29 protein-coding genes and 1 tRNA gene are annotated in these 19870 nt (G+C 57.1%); all 30 read right to left on the bottom strand.

Annotation, left to right across the window (positions count from 1 at the left end):
- Positions 1–34: 34 nt before the first annotated feature.
- Positions 35–457 (bottom strand): DUF4128 domain-containing protein, encoded by a 423-nt coding sequence (locus LB462_RS02570; protein WP_224505822.1) that lies wholly within the window; start codon positions 455–457, stop codon positions 35–37.
- Positions 457–942 carry an HK97 gp10 family phage protein gene (locus tag LB462_RS02565; protein WP_224505821.1) on the bottom strand — a complete coding sequence of 162 codons (486 nt, stop codon included), beginning with the start codon at positions 940–942 and terminating at the stop codon, positions 457–459. Before LB462_RS02565 ends, LB462_RS02570 begins: the two co-directional genes overlap by 1 nt.
- Complete coding sequence (locus tag LB462_RS02560; protein ID WP_224505820.1) at positions 942–1982, bottom strand: phage minor head protein; 1041 nt, start codon at positions 1980–1982, stop codon at positions 942–944. Before LB462_RS02560 ends, LB462_RS02565 begins: the two co-directional genes overlap by 1 nt.
- Entirely contained in the window at positions 1982–2305 is a 324-nt protein-coding gene (locus tag LB462_RS02555; RefSeq protein WP_224505819.1) for a DUF3307 domain-containing protein, read from the bottom strand. The genes LB462_RS02560 and LB462_RS02555 overlap by 1 nt, the downstream gene beginning before the upstream one ends.
- Before the next feature lie 8 nt (positions 2306–2313).
- Positions 2314–2679 (bottom strand): hypothetical protein, encoded by a 366-nt coding sequence (locus tag LB462_RS02550; RefSeq protein WP_224505818.1) that lies wholly within the window; start codon positions 2677–2679, stop codon positions 2314–2316.
- Positions 2676–3203, bottom strand: a complete 528-nt coding sequence (locus tag LB462_RS02545) for a DnaT-like ssDNA-binding protein (protein ID WP_224505817.1) — start codon at positions 3201–3203, stop codon at positions 2676–2678. The genes LB462_RS02550 and LB462_RS02545 overlap by 4 nt, the downstream gene beginning before the upstream one ends.
- Before the next feature lie 2 nt (positions 3204–3205).
- On the bottom strand, positions 3206–3643 hold the full coding sequence (locus tag LB462_RS02540; protein ID WP_224505816.1) for an Ntn hydrolase family protein: 438 nt from the start codon (positions 3641–3643) through the stop codon (positions 3206–3208).
- Positions 3644–3648: 5 nt separating this feature from the next.
- Positions 3649–5070, bottom strand: coding sequence for an SGNH/GDSL hydrolase family protein (locus LB462_RS02535; RefSeq protein WP_224505815.1), 1422 nt, complete (start codon positions 5068–5070; stop codon positions 3649–3651).
- 6 nt (positions 5071–5076) lie between these two features.
- Positions 5077–5388, bottom strand: coding sequence for a hypothetical protein (locus LB462_RS02530; protein WP_224505814.1), 312 nt, complete (start codon positions 5386–5388; stop codon positions 5077–5079).
- A 60-nt stretch (positions 5389–5448) separates the two neighbouring features.
- Positions 5449–6603 carry a major capsid protein gene (locus tag LB462_RS02525; protein WP_224505813.1) on the bottom strand — a complete coding sequence of 385 codons (1155 nt, stop codon included), beginning with the start codon at positions 6601–6603 and terminating at the stop codon, positions 5449–5451.
- 107 nt (positions 6604–6710) lie between these two features.
- Complete coding sequence (locus LB462_RS02520; RefSeq protein ID WP_224505812.1) at positions 6711–7508, bottom strand: DUF6651 domain-containing protein; 798 nt, start codon at positions 7506–7508, stop codon at positions 6711–6713.
- A 100-nt stretch (positions 7509–7608) separates the two neighbouring features.
- A complete protein-coding gene (locus LB462_RS02515) occupies positions 7609–9603 on the bottom strand; it encodes a hypothetical protein (RefSeq protein ID WP_224505811.1) in 1995 nt (664 codons plus the stop codon).
- Entirely contained in the window at positions 9600–9887 is a 288-nt protein-coding gene (locus LB462_RS02510) for a hypothetical protein (protein WP_224505810.1), read from the bottom strand. The genes LB462_RS02515 and LB462_RS02510 overlap by 4 nt, the downstream gene beginning before the upstream one ends.
- 8 nt (positions 9888–9895) lie before the next feature.
- Positions 9896–11416: a DUF4055 domain-containing protein gene (locus tag LB462_RS02505; RefSeq protein ID WP_224505809.1), complete on the bottom strand. Its 1521-nt coding sequence runs from the start codon at positions 11414–11416 to the stop codon at positions 9896–9898.
- Entirely contained in the window at positions 11416–12810 is a 1395-nt protein-coding gene (gene terL, locus LB462_RS02500; RefSeq protein ID WP_224505808.1) for a phage terminase large subunit, read from the bottom strand. Before terL ends, LB462_RS02505 begins: the two co-directional genes overlap by 1 nt.
- Positions 12797–13261 carry a DUF2280 domain-containing protein gene (locus tag LB462_RS02495; RefSeq protein WP_224505807.1) on the bottom strand — a complete coding sequence of 155 codons (465 nt, stop codon included), beginning with the start codon at positions 13259–13261 and terminating at the stop codon, positions 12797–12799. Before LB462_RS02495 ends, terL begins: the two co-directional genes overlap by 14 nt.
- 25 nt (positions 13262–13286) lie before the next feature.
- Positions 13287–13916, bottom strand: coding sequence for a putative metallopeptidase (locus tag LB462_RS02490; protein ID WP_224505806.1), 630 nt, complete (start codon positions 13914–13916; stop codon positions 13287–13289).
- 5 nt (positions 13917–13921) lie between these two features.
- Positions 13922–14182 carry a hypothetical protein gene (locus LB462_RS02485; RefSeq protein WP_224505805.1) on the bottom strand — a complete coding sequence of 87 codons (261 nt, stop codon included), beginning with the start codon at positions 14180–14182 and terminating at the stop codon, positions 13922–13924.
- Complete coding sequence (locus LB462_RS02480; RefSeq protein ID WP_224505804.1) at positions 14179–14559, bottom strand: hypothetical protein; 381 nt, start codon at positions 14557–14559, stop codon at positions 14179–14181. The genes LB462_RS02485 and LB462_RS02480 overlap by 4 nt, the downstream gene beginning before the upstream one ends.
- The gene (locus LB462_RS02475) at positions 14559–14747 is read right to left on the bottom strand and encodes a hypothetical protein (protein ID WP_224505803.1); all 189 of its coding nucleotides are present in this window, start codon (positions 14745–14747) and stop codon (positions 14559–14561) included. Before LB462_RS02475 ends, LB462_RS02480 begins: the two co-directional genes overlap by 1 nt.
- Before the next feature lie 103 nt (positions 14748–14850).
- Entirely contained in the window at positions 14851–15156 is a 306-nt protein-coding gene (locus LB462_RS02470) for a hypothetical protein (RefSeq protein WP_224505802.1), read from the bottom strand.
- An 83-nt stretch (positions 15157–15239) separates the two neighbouring features.
- Positions 15240–15449 (bottom strand): hypothetical protein, encoded by a 210-nt coding sequence (locus LB462_RS02465; RefSeq protein WP_224505801.1) that lies wholly within the window; start codon positions 15447–15449, stop codon positions 15240–15242.
- 792 nt (positions 15450–16241) lie between these two features.
- Positions 16242–16319, bottom strand: a tRNA-Met gene (locus tag LB462_RS02460).
- A gap of 176 nt (positions 16320–16495) precedes the next feature.
- Complete coding sequence (locus tag LB462_RS02455; RefSeq protein ID WP_224505800.1) at positions 16496–16669, bottom strand: hypothetical protein; 174 nt, start codon at positions 16667–16669, stop codon at positions 16496–16498.
- Between the two features lie 13 nt (positions 16670–16682).
- Complete coding sequence (gene nusG, locus LB462_RS02450) at positions 16683–17264, bottom strand: transcription termination/antitermination protein NusG (protein WP_224505799.1); 582 nt, start codon at positions 17262–17264, stop codon at positions 16683–16685.
- Positions 17265–17313: 49 nt separating this feature from the next.
- Complete coding sequence (locus LB462_RS02445; protein ID WP_224505798.1) at positions 17314–17640, bottom strand: LexA family protein; 327 nt, start codon at positions 17638–17640, stop codon at positions 17314–17316.
- Positions 17641–17651: 11 nt separating this feature from the next.
- Complete coding sequence (locus tag LB462_RS02440) at positions 17652–17882, bottom strand: hypothetical protein (protein ID WP_224505797.1); 231 nt, start codon at positions 17880–17882, stop codon at positions 17652–17654.
- The gene (locus LB462_RS02435; RefSeq protein ID WP_224505796.1) at positions 17869–18483 is read right to left on the bottom strand and encodes a YdaU family protein; all 615 of its coding nucleotides are present in this window, start codon (positions 18481–18483) and stop codon (positions 17869–17871) included. The genes LB462_RS02440 and LB462_RS02435 overlap by 14 nt, the downstream gene beginning before the upstream one ends.
- Positions 18480–19517 (bottom strand): radical SAM protein, encoded by a 1038-nt coding sequence (locus LB462_RS02430; protein WP_224505795.1) that lies wholly within the window; start codon positions 19515–19517, stop codon positions 18480–18482. The genes LB462_RS02435 and LB462_RS02430 overlap by 4 nt, the downstream gene beginning before the upstream one ends.
- Positions 19514–19870, bottom strand: a complete 357-nt coding sequence (locus LB462_RS02425) for a DUF1064 domain-containing protein (protein WP_224505794.1) — start codon at positions 19868–19870, stop codon at positions 19514–19516. Before LB462_RS02425 ends, LB462_RS02430 begins: the two co-directional genes overlap by 4 nt.

Raw genomic sequence — 19870 nt, 5'->3', positions numbered from 1 at the left:
GAAATCCTTGCCGAAGGGACGGGGACGGCAGCCTTTAGAGGAAGGCAATCCAGTTGATTGAGACTGGAATCTGAATGAGGTCGGTTTCCTGCATCGCTGGTTCGATGCTTGGCCTCTTGTCGATGCGGATCACGCCGCCGGTAATCGGAAGCTGCGTTCCTTCGCCGAAGTGATTGGCGATCGTGCCGGCAACATCATTCGGCTTGATGGCGCCCTGCCCGGCCGGGAAAACAACCGTCACCTGCAGGATGCCTTGATGCAGGTTCTCCTCTCCGTTGCCGATGAACAGACGCTCGGTGCCGTTCGGGATGAAGTAGACCCGAAGATATGGAGCATTGGCCGGAGGCGAGAACGCGACGTCGGGATATGCAACGGGCAGCGCGGGAGAAAGTACCAAAGCCGCCATATGCGCCAGCAGAGCCTCGGGGATGCGCCCTTCGATCGTTGTGGCTGCCATCACTTATTCCTTGCTGCTGATCTAGCCTTGGCCAGTTCCGTGGCCTTCTCAACGATTTGTGGCCACCGCTGCGCCGCGGTGCGGACGAAGGCATATGGCTTTTGATTGTACTTGCGTCCGAGACTGTCCGTTCCTTCGAAGCCGTATTCGAGCCGGAGCGAGTAGGCCATGCCATAAGAGGCGACGATGGTATCGCCGATCTCTGCACCGGCTATCACTGCGTCGACTGCGCCCATGTTGAATGGTGCCGAAGGCTTTCCAGTCGCCTTCTTGATCGCGTCCTGCGGCGGCGTATTGATGCCAACCTGCATCGAAGCGAGGTGAGCGCCGGTATCAATCCGGTTCAGACCGCCTTCAAAGCGCGTCTTCTGCATGTCCTTGATGACCATGCTTGCCGAGGTCCGAAACACCGCGATCATGCGCTTTTCGGTATCCCTCACCCATTCCTCGACCTGGGAGGCGAAAGAGACATTTGAGACGGCCATCAGTCGATATCCGCGAGGAAGTCAATGTTGATGCTCATGCGGCACCGACAATTGATGATTTCAGAAGCCGGAGCTCTTGGATCGCCCGGATATTGCAGCAACGGACCATTCGGCGATTGAAACGGTGTCCTGAAACCAACTGTCTGCCCGTTCATGCCCTGATGGGTGTCACGAACGCGACCGTCTCCTGCCGTATGCCAGACGCGCTGTATCGCCGATTCTGCGATCGCGCCGCTGTCGATCAGCTGCTGGTAGGCTTCCATCTGGCTTGCATTGAATGCGCCCATGGTTTCGGTACGGGAGATAGTCTCGCCGCGAAGGAGCAGAAGCCGGTTGGCATATTGCTGAGTGGTCATCCGGTCGACGGTCGCGACTGGAATGGCCTTGCCGGTCGATATCGCCTTGCGAACAGTCGCATCGAAGCGCTTATCACGCCGATTGCGGGTCAGATAGTGCCGCAACTGCTCCGGATCGTTCGACAGAAGCTCGCCACGCGCGGTTGCAACGTATTTGGTCTGAGTGGATGTCAGACCTATGATACCGCCCTCACGGACGCCCGTTGCCCGATTGAGGCGACCGGCGATATCCAGTGCTACTGCACGCGGGCCCCTGCCTGCCTCAAGACCATCGGTCAGGAAGTTGCGAAGCCCTACGCGCTGATCGGCAATGATGTCGGTGATAAGACCGGCACTATGATCTCGCAGCCAAGCCTCGGCCCGATAGTTGCGGACATCGAAGCGCACAATGAGCTTTGCACCGCTCGGTTCGCGCACCGTAGGGAGGTTCGTCACGGTCGACACACCGCCGCCTTCGAATGCCTGGGCAATGGCGCGATCGAGCGGCCGGAAGGCAGCCGGATCAAGATACAGCGCTTCAATAGCGCCGGCGATATCGTTCCGCTCCAATCGTTCGATAATCCGAACGATCTGGATATTCGACTTGATGTCGCGGATACTCTCGAGGAAAGCGTTTCGAAGCAGCGGCTCGTAGTCGGCGATGAGCTGTTCGAACTTCTCTCGGGCTGATAGGCGCTTAAGCATTAGACGAGACCTGAAACTATGAGCACAAGCCAAACAGCCTTGCAGGCCACGTGCAGTAGCTGATCCTGATTATATGTCAGCCGACCGTCGCACTTCGCGTAATCGATCACCGTGTGGCAGACCAATTCGGCAAAGGCGATGATGACGGAACCTGTCACAAGAAGCATGAGCAAGGCATGGATCGCCGCATGACCAGCAAGAGCCATCGGCCAGATCGTTTCGCCCGGTACCAACGAAAGCTTGTGGTTCTTCGCTTTCGAGAGCCAATCGCCTTGCAACGGATAATCCGCCAAGGCGTGAGCGGCAAATAACATCAGCGCCATTTGCAACATCACGCCCTCGCCTGCACTTCGAAATAGACGTTGATACCCGCCGGATTGAGCGGCATGACGCGAACGATGGTGTGGGACAGACCGCCGATCAGCAGCCGATCCGTGGTGACAGGAATGATCGCGAAGCCTTTGGCAGCGATGTAGACCTTCTTGTCACTCGCCTTGATCAGCGTGCCGTCAATGTCCCTGTTGTCGAACTTCATGACAGCCAGCGTGCAGGCATAAGACGTCGGAACAGGCTCACCAGGGTCATAGACAGGACCGCCGCCCGGCACATCGCGCACAACGGATCCTGCTTGCCCGAACTTGGTTATCAGGCGAAGGGCGGTTTGCTGCGACCGGGCATAGTTGAATTTCGCACTCATGCCCGGTACGCCTGCCCTACGAGAGCGTTTCCGGCACCTTTGCGCAGCAATCCACCGATTAGATCACGGACAACGAGAAGAACCGGCCGAGCCGCTTCCGCCGAGGTGTTTGCATTGAGGTATTCGGTTTCGAGATCACCAACCTTTTCACGCTTGACCTGTTCGGACGCAGTGAAATCCGGGTTCATCGAACCTGGTGTAACGAGCTCGCGCAAAGCAATCTCGGCCGTGGCGTATTTGATCTCGATCGGCACTTCATCAAAGGCCACGCCCCATCCCTCATTGTCGACCACGTCTACGCGAGGCCATGCCAAGGCTTGAGGACGCCCGTTGCGCTTCCACCCCTGCCATTGGTAGGAATTGGACAGGAATGCTGTTGCGCGGATGATAGCGGCTTCCTTGAGGGCATCAGCGCCAGTCCATTCGGCATTGCCATGGGAGGCGTGATAGGTGTCGATGCTCGCGACATCCCAGAAGGCATTCGCCGTGGAAGAGCCCGTGCCCGTTTCAACGATCAGTGCCATGATCAGCCCTCAAGTTTCAGTTGGGTAATGGGACCGCCGGTCCATACGTCACATTCGCAGCCAATCTCGACGGCGCGAACTGCATCCGCTCCCATCATGAGAGCGCCTTGTGCGAAGTGTTCGCCCGACCCGATCGCGATGAAATCCGAAGCAATGGGACCAGAAAACCCATCTTCTGCGTTGAAATAGAAGATGTCGCCGTTGGGTTTGACCACGATGGCTTGGGCATCAATCGATTCCTTGAATGAGGTCTCGACGCCGAACTCCTCCACCAAGCGTCGAAGCTTCTCTGGAAGCCCGACCTTGGAGGAACTACACCCGAAGAGAGAGCCATCAGCCAACCGATGAATTTTCCGCTTTGTGCCGAGTGGCTGCTTGTTACCGGCATATGCCCGGCTGTCGGCAGCCATCACGCCATCGCGGTAAACGACCGTGGTCATCGAGATCAGACCGTGAATGCTGCGGCGACGGACCGAACAGCTGCAGCGATTGCGATGCATCCGGCTGCATTCGGATGGGTACCATCACTGGTCCAAGCACTGTTGGCCCAAAGCCCCGGCGTGACCTTTGATTCCGCGATGGCATTGGTGTCGATGTAGCCATCAAGGATGCCATTGCCGACTTGCGTGATGATCCATGCATTCAACTGGTCGCGAACGCCGCCGACTGTAAAGCCAGCAGATGGTGCAGTATTGCCCGCATTGGTGCGCGGGAGAATGAGCGACTGATAGACCTTGCAGCCGCGCCGCTTGGCGCTTGTCCATATCGTGGTGAGCGAAGCCTGAATTGCCGCAAGTGTTGCCGAGGCAGCAATGTCATTCGTGCCATAGTCGCAGATGATGTGGGTGCAATAGTCCATCACGCCGCGACGGCGATATCCCGCGACACCGACATTGAACGCCGCTGTTTCAGACGCTCGGGCCAAGAGCCCCCATGGCCACACCGTGCCATCTGTGAAGTACATGCCGCGAGCGAACATGCCGCGCGCGCCGGTTGTCGCATCGGAACTATCGCCGACCGTACCGGCCATGATGCTATCGCCAAGCAGACCGACTGATGGGAATGGTTCCATGGGAACACCGATGATCGCCATCGGAATATATCCGCCGCCCGCAACTGCGCCCGTCGCACGCGCAGCCATTGCGCCGGTCGCTTGCACCTGGCTGGTAGCCTCGGTGCTTTCATACATCGCTTCGCCTGTAATGGCGAACATGCTGGTACGCGGCCATGACTGACCAAGAGTGACGATAACGCCCGTCCTGATCCAAGCTGAGGCATTGGCATCAAAGTCAAGGGGAATGGGATCAGATATGACAACGGCGCCGGGCTGGATCACTACGGACGTATCACCGCCGAAGGTAACCGTGGCAAACGCAACGCTCGGCGATATCGTTTCAATCGCGGCCTCGACAGTAATGGCGTTCGGTCCTGCTACTTCCGCAGCGGATCCGCTTGCCTGAAAATTGCCGAACACGAGTTGGATATCGCGGCAAGGCGAAGGCCCGAAGTTCACCTTCATGCGATGTTCGCCGCGCGTCATGGTTGTGCCGGAATTGGCGACACCGCCATGAATTGCGCCACGTGTCGCGACAACCTGCTGCTTGCGCTCCATAGCCGCTGCGGTGGCGGCAGCAATACCGAACGAAAGCGACCCTACATCACAAATTACATTGTAACGCGTTGGCTTGGTGAACGGGCCGACGACGATGGTTTTACCCGCTGCGACCGGCGTAACGCCCTGCATATCTTCACCAGGCACGTCGCCGAGACGGACAAGGCTGCCCGATCCCGCTGATCCGGAGATAGTGAGCGCTTGATAGGGTGGCAGGGTTTGGGTCTGGGATGATCCAGCGGGTAAAACGTTCATGTCGGCTTACTCCGGGGTTGTCGCGAGTTCTTCAAGCGCCGCGATGATCTCGGGCTTGGTCGACGGCGTCTTGTCGCCGAGCAGCTTCTTCGCAGCCGACTTAAAGGACATGAAGTTACCGTCAGCGAGTGCGAGCACCTCTAGTGCAGTCTTGTCGCCGGTATCGACCGGAGCGGGTGTTGACGCGGGAGCGGCAGGCTTCGTTGCGGGGGCAGCGTCGAGCAGTTCGTGGAACTTCGGATCGAAATCCGCTTCATTGATGATGACGAAATCACCCTGATCGTCTGACCATGGCTTGACCCGGATAGTGTTCGACATGGCGAACTCCATTGTTGCGAGGAGAGGAGCCGGGACCGAGGCCCCGGCTTATGGTTCAGATCAGCCGAGCAGCGCAGTGATGTGCTCGCCCTTGACGGCTTTGACACCCCAAGCGAGAGACACTTCGTACTGCATCTGGCGGTACTGCGGGTACATCGCGACTTCGAAGGTCAAGCCGGATTCTGGATCGGTGACCAGCGTGCGGTCGCGAGCCAGGTCGCCCTGCTCAGGAAGTGCCGGGGCACGGGTTGCCAGTGCAATTGCAGAGCGGGCGAAGCCCATGCTGCGAGCAGAAGCAGCAGCGAGCGTGATCGCCGTAGCAGCGGCCGGGATAGCCTTACGAAGGCCGGGAGCAGCAAGCGTGATCGTACCCGCGTTGGATACATCGGCATCGCCCGATGCGACCAGGTACTTGTTGGTGTCACCGGCAAAGGTGATGACGTCACCGGCAAGGATCGTGCCGGTACCAGCCGCGGCAAGTGTGATGACCGTTGCGCCGACGGCATAACCGGCAGCGTTGGTCGTGGAAGCTGCACCGGTACCGGCAGTAGCAGTCTTGACCTGACCGGATTCACGGATAGCGAAGCCATGCACGTCGAGCAGCACGCCGCGGCGAAGCAGAGACGTATCAGCCGATTCATTGGCCTTGGACAGCTGCGTCAGGGTGCGCATGTTGGCGCCGGCAGATGTATCGATGACCAACTGCAGGTCGCTGAGCGGCGCACCGTTGTCCGAAAGGATCTTGCGGACCTGGGCAGTATCGGCAAGGTTCGTTGCGAACGGTGTGGTGCCGGCCGTGCCATAGGCGCGGGAAGCATTGACGTGAAGGGCAGCAAGATCGCCTTCCACTTCGTTGCACAGCGTACGCATGGCCTGGGCGAACTGATCGCGCAGGATGACGTTGTAGCTGGCACCGTTGTTGTCGAGGGCGAGTTTCTGCTCACCATTCCAGCGGACAGGAACGCGGCGGGCCTTGGTGATGGTCATCGACACATTGCCGATGGTCTGATCGCCATCATCCGGAGGCGTAACGCCGGGAGTGATGTCGGTGGCAGTCGCGGCCGGTGCCACGGGAGAAATGACAGTCTGGCCGACTGCGGCGCGCTCGAATGTCATATCCGAGGAAACAGCCGGGATGAAGCCGACCAGTTCGCGGGATACGACGTCGAGTGCATTGTAGAGGGTCGGGAATAGACCCGTGATGGTATTAGACATCTGGGAGCCCTTTCGTGGCTAAATGGCGATGTTTTGGGGTTGGTTGGGCTATCCAGCCCGGAACACCGCCACCTATCCGGGTCGCGGCAAATTGGATCAGGTCAGGTTCACTCGGTTACGGTGAAACCTTCTTTCATCTTGGCTGCGCGGCTCGCAGGATCGAGACCGTCAAACTCGGCGCGGCCGATTTGCTTGGTACCGTTGTTATTGGTTCCGGTTCCCTTTGAGCCCGTACCGCTGTTCCCGGTACCCTTGAGGATAGCGTCGCGGTGGGCATAACCATCGATGATGGTTTCGAGCGCTTCATCAAACTCGGCAATCTCGCCAGGCTTGCTGCGGGAATAGATCTTGTTGCCGGAGGCGTCATAGGCAACGGTCTTGCCATCCTCGACCTTGAAACGGCCACCGAACTGGGACTGAAGCAGATCGGCAGGGATAGCGACCTTTTCGCTGATGAACTTCGACCGCGAGAATGCTCCGCCGATCTTTTCGCCGTACAGGTCATCGCGAAGTTTGTCGCGCTCGCCTTCCAGTGTCTTGATCTGCTCGCCACTGGCTTTGGCTGCTTGTGCGACCTGCTCTTCCGCGGCCTTCTTCGCCGCAGCCTTGATTTCTTCAACCTTGCCGGCTGTGACCAGTTCGCCATCCTTCAGGTTCTTGACGGTTTCGAGCGCCTTGCGGGCAGCGTCGCCATCCTCGATGCCTTCGAACACCTTCAGTTTCGCCTCGGCAGCCTCTTTGGCCTCACGATGCGTTTTGGCTTCGCCGTTCAGGCGCGATATCGTGGCGACGGTCGTTGGAGCGTCGAATGCCGCTTCCTTGCCATCTTCATGCACATAGATGGGCTTGCCATCCTGAATTTCGGCAAAAGTCTTGCCGTCGATGGTGATCAGTTTGAGTTTCATGTCAGGTCTTTCCGGCCATCCGGCCTCTTGCTATGGGCAATCCCGCCCGTTCGCCCGCCAACATCCGCTGGCAGGCCAATTCGAAAATGTGGTGTGACTGCTACGAGGCTCGGGCCGAGACCTGAATGGCGTAGCTGCCGGGTTTGATAGGCCGGCGCGCGACCCGAAGCTCTCCCGATACGATCTTGAAGAACCGGCCGGGATCATATCGCAGGACGTGACCCGAACCGCCGCTCAACGTACCAACAGCGATATCGACGGCAGCGGCTTCGGAAACAGTCGAGGCGGAGAGCGATATCGTTCCTCTCGCGGTCCGCTTGGACTGAATGGGATAGACCGTCTCGGCACTCGGCGCTGATGTCGGTGTCGGCGTGGCCGTATTGACCGATGCAGGGCTCAATGCCTTCCATCCCGCCCAATCATGCAGGTTTGTCCAGTTAACCGCCGGATCGCCGGAATACATGGCAACTGCCGTGGTGAGATCAGCCAGGGCAGCGGCTTTCGTCTGCTTTCCAGCCGTGTCACCGTAGGAAGTGCCGGAGCCGACGCCAACAGCGCTCTCGATCGACATGCCGATCTGGGTTGGCGGAACCATCTGATTGCTCTTGCCGGTCTCGTATCTGACCCGATCAATCAGGTTCGACGCCGTGGTGACATAGGACATCGAGGCGATGACGTCGGTATAACGGGCGATGTGCAGGAACACGTTCTGGGCTATCGCACCGGCACCGTCACCATGATCATAGGTACAGGTGATGGGTTCGCCGAAATAATCATCAACCCATGTCGGCAACGCAGAGCCGAACAGCAGACCGGCAGTGGCGCAACGCTGTTTGCATTGGCTATGCATCGACACCCAATCACGCATCAGGAACTCACGATCAAGCGCTTGTGTGGCCTGCCAGACGCCACCGGACACCGCACTCAGGACAGAACTCGCAATCCCGTTGTGGAACGTCGTGTATATGCCGGTGTCAGGCGGTTCGTTGTCGATCTGGAAGCCGCAGAACTTCTGCGCCGTGGTCGAAGCCGCATTGAACGCGATCACAGCATCAATGTTAGCGAACATGAAGCCGAAGCCGTCGCCGTCGGAGAAGTGACCGCGATCACCATCCAATCCCCAGACACGGATCCCCAAGGCATTGGCTTGGGCATTGAAACTGCGCATCGCCGCCGCATTGGCCGTGACCAGAGCTGCCGTGGTGAAGCAATAGAGATCGGTGATCGAGCTATTCACGCACTCATTGAGCAGAATGTTCTTCTCATTGGTCGTCGCAATGACCGTTGAGTAGTCCCATACCCAGAGACCGCGCCGTTGCGTCTTCGCAGGCGAGACCGTGATTTCAGGTGCAACACCCTTCCAAGCCAGTCCGATAGCACCATAGATCACGTTAGCGCCTGCGATATCGGTTGCCGGGACGGTCTCGGCGAAGTCCAGCGTCGACGTGGCGATATAGAAACGGCAACCACCGCCGCCGCTTGTTCCCTGATCGAGGTTTTCCAGCCATGGCAATGAAGGTGTCGACGCAGTATTCGCACCAAGGCGCTGAATGTTCTGTTCTGCCAGGCGGCGCCATCCGGAGGAGGTGACGGCTACACCCGATACAACCGAGGCAGCGGCTTGCAGCGCCGTGTTGAGCGCTTCGTATGGCGTGCCAGTCGTGATGCAGCCGCGGCGGGCGCTGGACTGTGCAGCAAGAAGGTTTGTCGATGTCCTGCCGGTATTGACGACGGCAACAGCAGATTCCGTTCCGGTATGACGCTTCCACCACCATGCGACGCGATGCGAACCGACATTGAAGTCAGATATCAGCGTGTAGCCGGTCGGCAGATCGAATGCCGTGTTCGACCCAAGGCAAACAGCCTGCAGGACGATGATGTCGTTTGCAGCCATTCCAGCGGCAAGCGCTGGGGTGATTGTCGTGACTGACGTGGTGGCGCCGACAGCGCCCGCCCCGAGATAGGTTGGCGCTGCCGCTTCCGCACCAATCGTTATGGTGAAGTCAGCGACAAGGTCAGGCAGTGCAACGCTATCGCTGCCGACACTTCGACCGATCACTCTGGCCAGTGGTGCTGCGATCGGATCGATGATCATTGACCGCGCAACCCGCCAGTGATCGTACCGGATGTAAATGCTGTGCAGGACAGCCGCACGAAGGCACCGACACCATTATCGATCTTGATAGCACCGGGCGCAGTCAAAGCGACCGCTGCGCCTGTCATGTCCACGACAGGTGCAAACACGCCATCGCCAAGCACATCCACTTCAATGCCGACCGTACCGACGAACGTTCCGCTGATCTTGGCAAGGCCCTTGGCCATGTAGACCGAGTCAGACACGCCGGTCCCGGTGAATACCTTCTTGGTTTCGAATGACATGGCGGTTCCTATACGGTTTGTGCCGGAATGATCGGCTGCTTGGTCGGAGGTGTCTGCGATCCAGTGATATCGGCCTCGGTATCCTCGCCCGGCACTTCCTCGAGAATGAGTTCCATGTCGGCTTCACCGTCATATTCAGGCGACAGGATGTTGCGGCGCTTGGCTTCCGTGATAGACGCGGTGCGCGAGATCAGGCTGTCCTTCTTCATTTCGAGAACGACTTTCATCCCTTCGACGCTGTCTGTCTCGACGTCGAAATCGGTGTGCACCGTGACTTCGGCCTCGACTTCCTCGTTCAACCATAGCGCGGTCAGCCGCATTGCGTTCTCAAGCGCATCCTTGAGGTTCAGGGCCCATGCCTGGATCGCGCTGTTACCCTTCTGGGCGGCAAACACGGTCGTAACCACAGTGAGATTGCCGGTCTGAGCGGTCAGCGGCTGGCGACCAAGCTCACGAAGCTGCTGGCCCGTCTCCTTCACATCATCGGCAAGGAACTTAAGGGATTGAGCCGATGGCTCGATGAACTTCCACTCGCCATGGTCGCCAGCGCCATTGGCCGGAGCGTACAAAACCGACTTCGGACCGACCGGGACGGCAAGCGGCTTGCCATCTTCGCCCATGGCCGGAGACACACCGTTACCGGCGAGCATCGGGAAGCAGGTCAACTCCTTGGCGTACTTCAGGCCAGACTCTTGCTGATAGTGCTCAATCTGGAGATCGGCCGCATCCTGAAGCGGCGGAACGACCTGCCATGAATGACCGAGGCGTCGACCGGTGAGGAACGGGACAAGCGGGATTTCCTTGATCGTGATCGGGCCAGCACCGACCGAAGCCCAAGTTTCCTTGCCGGCTGCATCCTTCTGCTTTTCCCAGACTTCCCACGTTGCATCAGCGGCGGAGATCACCTCGCCCTTTTCATCGCGGGTCAACTCACGATTGAGGACGCGGACCCGCTCAACCGTCTTTTCGCCATAGCCGTCACGTTCCGTCGCATCTTCCTTGATGCGGACATGGACGAAGGTCTCAACGCCGCCCACCATCTCGGAATAGGCTGCAATCAAGTTCTGCGCCGGTACCCGTACCCAATACGGACGGGCGCCGAGTTCCTTCTCCTGCTGAACCGTGACGTTGGCAGGAACGTTCTTGGTATAGTCGACAAGGATCCAGTCAACGGCGTAGGAAATGCCATGGAAGAAGGTATTAGCCGCAAAAACATGCAGGCTGTCCCCCTGCCCGGTGATGTTCTCGGCAAGGGTCTTGATCCGCTCTGTAACCTTGTCGCCAAGCGCGACTTCCTTTGAGAAAGGCTTCGCTGCCAGGTTCTCAACGATATCACGAAAGATATTGGTGAACTTGCTGTTCTTGCGACGGAACTCGTAATCGGTCTCTGTCTCGTTCGGGAACTTCGGCAGATACTGCTTGGCCTTACGCATGGCATCCGCGCCGGCAAGGATCGTTGACACCATGGTCCAGTACGAACTCATGGCGTCAAAATCACTGCTCGTCGCGTTGGGTTGCTTATCGGTCATTATCGATTTCCATACGTGCCAAACAAAGCCGCGGTAGAGCCATCCAACAGGGCGTTGAAGGCTCGGCTCGTGCTGTCTGCATCATCGTCATGTTCGGCTTCAGGGAAGCTTTCGAGCTCTGTGAACCAAGTCTCATTCCAGTTACCGCGAAGAACGAAGACGTTCCCGGCTTCAGCCTGTGCCGAAAACCCGCCGAAACGAGTGATCTTGTCACCGGATTCGGGAGATGACCGGACATTGTAGCCAGCGAGCAGCTTGGTCAGTGTTGCGACCTGGCTCTTGCCCGCCTGCCCCGGATCCTGCGGCAATGAAATACGGACGTTCGTGCCGTCTGCATCAGCCGTGTTCTTGATCATGCGCTCGACACCGGCCGGGCTTGTTCTGTCCCTGCGGTGATCGGCAATGAAATACCGACCATCCCGTGTCTTGCCCATCTTGGTACCGCACGTCCAATCCGGGTCGTTACCTTCGATCTTCGGCGTTCCTGCCAAGTCCCATCCGCGTATCCAAGTGATGTCCGTCGGAAGAGCATCAACGACCTGACACCAAGCGCGCTGGAAGTAGAGACCAGCGGCGGGGCGAATTTTCCAGTTGCCGCCGAGTAGGCGTTCCCGCTCTACCGTTGGCAGAGCCATGAGGTTGGCCATGTAGCCGGGATCAGCCGCCATGAGCGCGGCGTTATCGGTCAGCTTGGCCGGAATGAACGTGACAGACTTCGGCGGGATTGGTGTCCCGTCTGGCTGTCTGTAGTCTGCAAGATCCTGTGGTTGATCGGCCCAGATGATCGCATCACCAATGCGCACGAACCAACGCAGGATGCCGGCACGTTCTGGAATGGCAAATCCGGTGTCCTGGTTGATCCACCACGAAATGAAGCCAGCGACCCAACTATCAGCATCAGGATTGCAAGTTGCCCTGATATACCCGCGAACGCCGCTCATCGAGCGGTTACGCGAAACCATGTACCAGAACTGCTTCGCGCTGAAGTGCGTCAACTCATCGAAGCAGAGCAGCGGGATCTGCGAGCCCTGCCAGTTGCGTACGGTCTTGTCATGCTCGAGGTGAGCAAACGAAAGAGCCGAACCGGAAGGGAACTTCCACTGAAGGTTATGTTCCTTCGGTTGCGCCCCCATGAGCGGGTAGAGCTTTTCACTCTCGTCCCAAAGACCGCCCTCGTTTCTGACCTGCACCGTGGTGCGCCGAAAGAACACTGCACCGAACTGTGGATTGGCCACATGGCGCAGCGGCTCCATGAGAAGCGCCCACGTCTTGCCGCCTCCTGCCGATCCGCCATAGATAGCAATATCAGCCGGAGAAGCGAGGAATGTCGTCTGTGGTCCCGCTTGCGGCCGGATGATGGTTTGGGCGACCTGCCCTGCGCTAGCTCCTGCCATTATCGGGCAACTGGAATATCGTCACCGCTGGCACCGCCGTCGGTAGGTCCTTTCCATCCTTCCCGGTCAGTTCGCGCCGGTTGGTGTACGATCCGCCAACTTCTTCAGCAGCCTGCTTTAGCAGCGATGATGCGAGGACCATGTTTCCCTGCGTCTCAGCCTTGTCCGCCATACGCTGGAGAGCACGCAAACGAACAGCGCGATGAGAGATCGCGATCGTCGCAGTATCCGCGAGGAAAGTCTTACGCGTCTCTTCGAACAGTGCCCGCCACCGCATTGACAGTTTCCGACCAGCCCGCTTGTTCGGATCGTAAACCTCTACGGCCTGTGCGCTGACGACGACGTTGAAGTCCTTCTTGAGTGCAGCGACGACAACCATCGGAGTGTCGAAGCATGCAAGCGACTGAACAACGAAGGTTTGCTGCTCGACTGACAATTTTCCCTTGGCCATGGTCGATCAAGTATCCATCAAGCAATCAAGCGGCACGCAACTGACAGGTACCGCATGCATGAGCGATACGGACATTGGCGATCTCTGGCCCTGCATTGGCTGCATCGACCAGTGCGCGAACATGTGAAGCATCTGCCCCATAACGACGGACAACACCGATGAACTCCTCGATGTCGTGTCCTCTCAGGGTATATGCTGGCAGTCCTGTCGACTTACGGAACTTCGGGGCACCGAAAGGATCAGTCTCTTGCGCAGCGTGATACAGCTCGTGCTCAACCAGTGCGCAGAATTCAGCATCACTGCAGGACATGGCGTATTCAGCCTCGAAGGTCAGAATGAAATCCGGCACGTGACCGAACCATCCGATGATCTGCTCTTCCGCCCGAGCCTTGCCCCATTTGCCCATCATGCCGGATGGCTGACCCTCTTCACATTGACCGACGATGCGACGGCCTTTGCGGCTGTTGCTCACGTTGGTCCAGAGCATGCCGATGGAAGCCGACTGCAAATGGAAGTGATCTGGGTTGTGCAACTTGCCATCATCCTCAATGAAGGTAGCCCTTGCCCACTCGACCAATTCAGGAGCCGGAGCAAAGGTTATCCTGGCATCAATGGACGTGATGCTCTCCGGGGGTATGGGACGGGACATGAACATGCGATCTACCGGTAGATATCGTTGATGCGAGCATTCTCCAGCACCAAAACACCATCCTTGAAAATGAACGGCCGTCGATTGCCGTAGCACTCATGCAAGTATTGCTTGAGATAATCATCCGCCTCGGGATTGGGTGGGAAGGTAAATTTCACCTCACGACCGCCGGTACCAGCGAGTTTCACCGGGTCTGCCGGCCGTGGCAGCGCAGCCGCTACTCCAGCAATGGGAGCAAGGCCGATGAATGCGAGGAGTGAGCGCCGGTTCATGCTGTCTCTCCCATATCCAGGGCTGCCATCACATCGCGGTATGAGCAGCGAAGCAAAGCACCGATAGCTGAAATGCCTATTCCTTTGGCGGACAGGCGAAGAACTTCATTGACCGGACAAGGCGCGGCTACCTTTGGCGCTGGAGCATTTTCCGCTTCGCGCTTGGCAATCTTTGCAGCCTTGATTGCCTTGGTCACTTCATTCGATCGACGCGTCAATCCATGGCGCCGAGCCAAAATCGTAGGATAGCTACCCGAGACGTTGTGGCGTTGAGCAATCTCACCAACCGGAACACCTGCGGTATAATCTGCAAGGATAGCTTCGCGGATTTGCTGGCGAACTTCTCCACCTGGCTTGCGACGTACCCGATTGATCATCACTGCACCTTTGCCGAAACGTAGAAGCTGGCGAGCGTGCTAACGAGCAAAGCAAAGCCAATTGCATAGAAGATGCTGACAGGAGCGAATATGGCCACGAGTGCGCTAACAGCCATTGAGCCGATGAAGGCGAGACCGAAGCATGCAACTATCAGGAGCATTTTGAATGCACCGCCGATATCACCCATGATTGAAACCCCTATGTTAATTTCTTCGTCCTCGATTCGAGGAAGCAGAGATGAACATCGGAAGAACCGGGCGCGTTGTGGCACCCGGCTCGATTTAGAGACGCTAGCAGCGCATTCGAAGATCGATGAGGTTCTGACCGTCGGTGATGAGCGAAGCCTGATAGACCGGCTTGAGAATGCCGATACTTCGCGATTTGACCAATTTCATGGGATCATCGGCATGGACAACAGCGAGGCGTTCCACATCAATGTGCACGGCCAGCGGAGCCATATAGTCGAAGTCGGTGAATGCCAGGCTGTAGATTCCAGCATCTGAGCGGTGATATTCCGCACTGGAGGGCGTCACATAAATGATGGCAGCGGCAAACATTGCCAGACTGCAGAACATGATACTTCGAAACATTCGCATGCTTGGTTCCTTTCGGGTTGGTGAAATGAGAACGGCGACCCGAAAGGCCGCCGCAAGCGCACTATGAGGTGCGGGGGATGGTGTTAAGCGCCGTCGTCGTCGCTTTTGATTTCGTCCGGCTGGACTTCATGAATAAGCAGATCCATACCCGAGTGAACGTGGACCATGCGTTCGGTGTTTGGCTCGACGCGCTGTGTCGGATAGTGATCCAACGCTTCGCCCGTCTTTGGATCGCGTGGCGTTACATCAACCGGCCAGCCGTGATTTGCCTTAACGATTACAGTCGTAGTCATGTCAGTTTCCTTTTCGCAGGTTGACGGGTGAGCCATGATTTCCCGCCTACCTCTGCAGGTGCGGGACCGAGATCTGTCTTCTGGACATAACGCCCGTTTTCAACGGTGACGCCGCGCATCATGCAGGGGCAGAGTGGATTGCCGTTTTGAGGGCCGATGCAGTTGCACGCGTTCATCACTGCTCTCCAATGAAAGCCCCGCACAAGGCGGGGCGGACAGATTGGGATGGTATTCACCACGGCATTCTGATCCGCGATTACTGGCCATCCCTGCCACCATGTGGCGAAACTTCGAGACTGGGGCTTCCCCACTCCACGCCGTAGACCGGTATGATACCCGTTCCGCGCCTCGCTATCAGGCTTCTGGCCTCCTGTGGGAGCGCACTTACCTGCCGGTTCCTGATGTCCCCGCATCCCGATTTACCGGAAACGAAATGAAGGTGAGCCGGGGTGTGTGCCGGCGCTGGGAACTATGCGAGGTTTACCGTCTCTCGCCAGACAGGGCGGGATCCTACCGCCATGGAGACCTCTTCCAAGGGTGCCACCAAACGAGAAGGCCACTGACCCGCTGGCGCCCGTATCGCTTCTCAACAGAAGCACGCCCGGCATGCGCTCGCCCGTTCCTTTATCGCTCGCGGGCCACGAGACCTTGCACGTCTTGGCGGATGGATTGGCCAGACCCGACTGCAAGAATGGAAAGGCCGCCACCCTATCGCATAGACTGCGGTCAATGGGTGGCGGCACTTACCCGGTCGAGGTCTATCTGCATTTTCCAGCAGCACTACCGGGCAATTGGTTGCGGAGACAGGATTCGAACCTGCGACCTTCAGGTTATGAACCTGACGAGCTACCAGACTGCTCCACTCCGACACACTGAATTTGGTGAATAGCTTTCCATGGCGGGAAGCCGTGAAGCTCTTCCCAGGCGCCCGGCGAGTGTTCCCGATGACTAAGGTCCGGCGGCAGCGCAAATCACATATGCGCGTATATACTGATTTGCGTCCTACACAAAAGGATTTTTATCAAGATACTGGGGATATCTACCTATTATGCTTTCTTTGCCAAGGAAGCAACGAGCTCGTCATAATTCACGGCGGCGAGCACGGTCTCAACTTCATCGAGATAAGACGTCCACATCGGCTTGCCTTCGAACTTTGTATTCTCTGGATTACCGGCCTTTCGACACAGCGCACGCGCTGCCAGTTCTCTCGGGTCTTTCATGGAAAGCCTCCACCTAAGCTGGTGTCAATTGCTTACCATCAAACTGAACCGCCGTCATGCGCCCGAATAGTTCTATCAGTGCAATGACCTTGCCGGATTTGGTGACTTCCTCAACAACACCGCCGAACGTAGCAAAAGGATTTCCCTTTTCTGTGACAAAGACATTGCGCCCGGCCGGAAACTGCATCGCTGTGTTTTCCTTCTCTGATGCCAACTCTTCTTGCCGATGTATTCTCGCAGCTCGGGTATCGTCGAACTTCATGTCGATTTCAGCCAGGTAAATCTTTTCCACATTATTGGCAGATACCTGGATGGGACGGCCATCAACACCAAGGATGCATTCGACACCGTCGCAGCAAGTCACCCGATAGAAGCTCTTGTCCCTGACATAGAAAGCGACGAATAGGTATCGCGGCATCAAAGGGTTTTCGAGCGTTTTATAGGTATGGGTGCGTCGATTCTGCACCTCAACCCGTCGACGAGGATAATACGTGTCGTATCCGGCCTTGCGGATGTTCGCAAAGGCCTTTTCCTCGCTCTTCACGTTGGTTCTCACCACGTACCAATGCTTGTCTTTGTCAATCACCGCTTCCATTGTGTCCTGTCCTGTCCGTTAAATGTTCGGGGCGTCGCCTCCCCGTGGTCTATGCTGCTTCGATGAACGCGATCGACCTGCATTGATTGGAAAGCATGCGGATGTGACCGCGCTTCTCCAGTCGATGGATCATGTGGAACGCTGCTGTTTTTGATACGCCAAGAGCTTCAGCCGCTTCGCTGTATGTTGGGGCAACACCATGCGTGGCCTGAAAATTTCTGAGGAACGCCAACGCCTCGGATTGGCGATGGGTGAGTCCTGACGGCTCCACATGAAACCGTCGCGCTATTTCCCTCGCCAGCGCCGGGCTAACCGCGATGATGCGATCTGCCCTCTCCTCGATGCTGGCCATTACTGAACTCTCTGCATGTTCCATGCAACGCACTCCTACTGAATTACTGCCTGTCCCGGCTTCATGCCGGCACGGGCCATGATTTCCCGCATCTGCTTCCGGTACCGAACCTCATCGCAGAGCTGAGCTGTGGACGGGCAATAGGCCTTGTTGACCTCCTTGACCTCGCCCTGACGAAACCGCTCTACGGCTGCCAGCACGTCGATGCACTCGAAGTCCTCGACAGCATCGAGGTAAGCACGAAGCTGCAGGTCAGGATCTGACATGGGCGATTGCGGGAAGCTCCCGAACAGTTTGGTCAATGACTTTGTCGCCTCGATCTTCTCCGAATTGTTCATGTTCCTTGAGCTCCTGGATGAGTGAAAGTGCTGCATCTGTTGATTTCCGAATATGGACAAATCCATTCGGTTTTCGCGCGCTTGCGCGCTCAGAAAAACTGGTAGGTTTTTCTATATGGCTTCTGGCTTCTGGAATGGCATTGCCATCGCATTGCGAACGCATTGCATCTGCATCTTTCGGCCTTTGTTTTTGTTTGGTTTTCGTCCATCTGGCTTTTGCGGCCTGAAATCCTACCTCTGACTTTTCCGAGAGGTAGACTTGCTCTTTTTCGACACGTTCATTCCACAGACCAGCCACGACGCGGACGATCTTTCCCTCCGAAACGAGGGTTTCGAGAGCGGATTTGAAGGCAGAATTTGACGCTCCGCAGAGCCGAGCCAGACGGGCGTGATCCTCTGGAATTGGCTCGCCACGCTCGTACATCGTCATGATCAGCGTGATGTAAACGCCGGTCTCAACAGCGCTCATGCCACGCGTTCCACCAAGCCAATCCGAGGGAAAAAATCGTATCCAAGGGTTCTTGCTCATGCGGCCACCTCGAACAAATTTCCCTGTCCAGGCGCCAAGGTTCCGCGGGCGTTCACGTCATAGGATTCGAATGGAACGAAATTATATGCTTTGCGGATCACCCACCGCTGAAACTCACCAAGGGTTCGATCCGCGATCGGAGCGTTGACGCCTCCGAGTGGAAGGGTCTTTCCTCGATCGCCGAAGATCATCGGATAAGGGCGGATGCCGAGGGCGACCATTTTGTTGAACCGGTAGAACAGCCGTTCCCATGTTTCGGATTTATCGAAACCCACCAGCATATAGACCATGAGATGAGACGGAGGCACGCCCGCGCTATTTAGGCGCTCCACACCGCGCATGAATATCTTCTCATCCCTGAGGTTATCCCAAGCCGTGTAGAGGCGTCGGTACTTAAAGCTGTCGTCGTAGTAGGGAACAGTCGCAATCGCTTGAGCGGCTTCCTCTGTGATCAGACGGATGTTTATTCCCTGGTTCAGGCAAACCTTAAAGCCGCCGTCCAGTATCTCATTGAGCCGGGCCCGCCATTGATCCTCGGGTTGGCCGAAGAAGTCATTGTCGAGCAGATGCAGATGCTTCGGATAGGAACCGCCGCGCCAAATATCAGCGATGGTATTGACCGAACGCGGTTTGCCTTCCTTCTTCTGAACGACACAGAAGCCGCATTTCAGCCGGCAACCGCGCTGTGTGAAGCCGATCGACGCGTCAAAGGTCGGATAGATCGAATAATCGTAGTGTTCGTATTCGTCCTGGCCAATCATCTCTTCGACGGTGGTCAGGGTGGAAAGGTTCCATGTCCCTCCAATAATGGCAGAAGGGAACTGTTCCTTGAAAAGGGCAACACGATCTGCGCTATAGGAGAATATGGCAGAGCCATAGACCCGATGATACTCGGGCTCGTATAGGTCGCGCTCGATATGCTTGGTGAAAATTACGTCATCCCCCCGTGACTTGTGCCAGTGAGCAAGCTTCATCAAAGCAAGGTTCGGCAGCTTTCCGTCGATCTGGGTGAGACGCACGGCAGCGCTGGTCATGACTTCACCAGAACGATTTCATAGCCAAAGACGGCACGAAACAGCTTTGCCTTTAGACGGAAAGCAGGTGTGGAAACCCCTTTCACATCCTCGCAAACACGCGTCTTGGAATGATTGTGCCAATAACGGAAGTCGCCGATATAGGTGCAGACCTCTACGTCATTGACGATCAGTTTGAACTTGGGCTGCAACTCCAGATCAGCAATCTCACCGGCGGCCTGCAAGAGCTTCAATTCGCAATAGCGCTTGCCCTCGGCTTTGCTGTCAAAGCGAATGCCATCGATCCAAACAGGCTCATTGCCATACTTGGTTGGCTTTGCTGTTGCCATCTGGCGGAACTCGGCAGATGTCAT

The sequence above is a fragment of the Phyllobacterium chamaecytisi genome, from assembly GCF_020164455.1.
GTDB lineage: Bacteria > Pseudomonadota > Alphaproteobacteria > Rhizobiales > Rhizobiaceae > Phyllobacterium > Phyllobacterium chamaecytisi.
The sequence above is the reverse complement of the archived record's forward strand: the minus strand, read 5'-3'. Positions and strand labels throughout refer to the sequence as shown.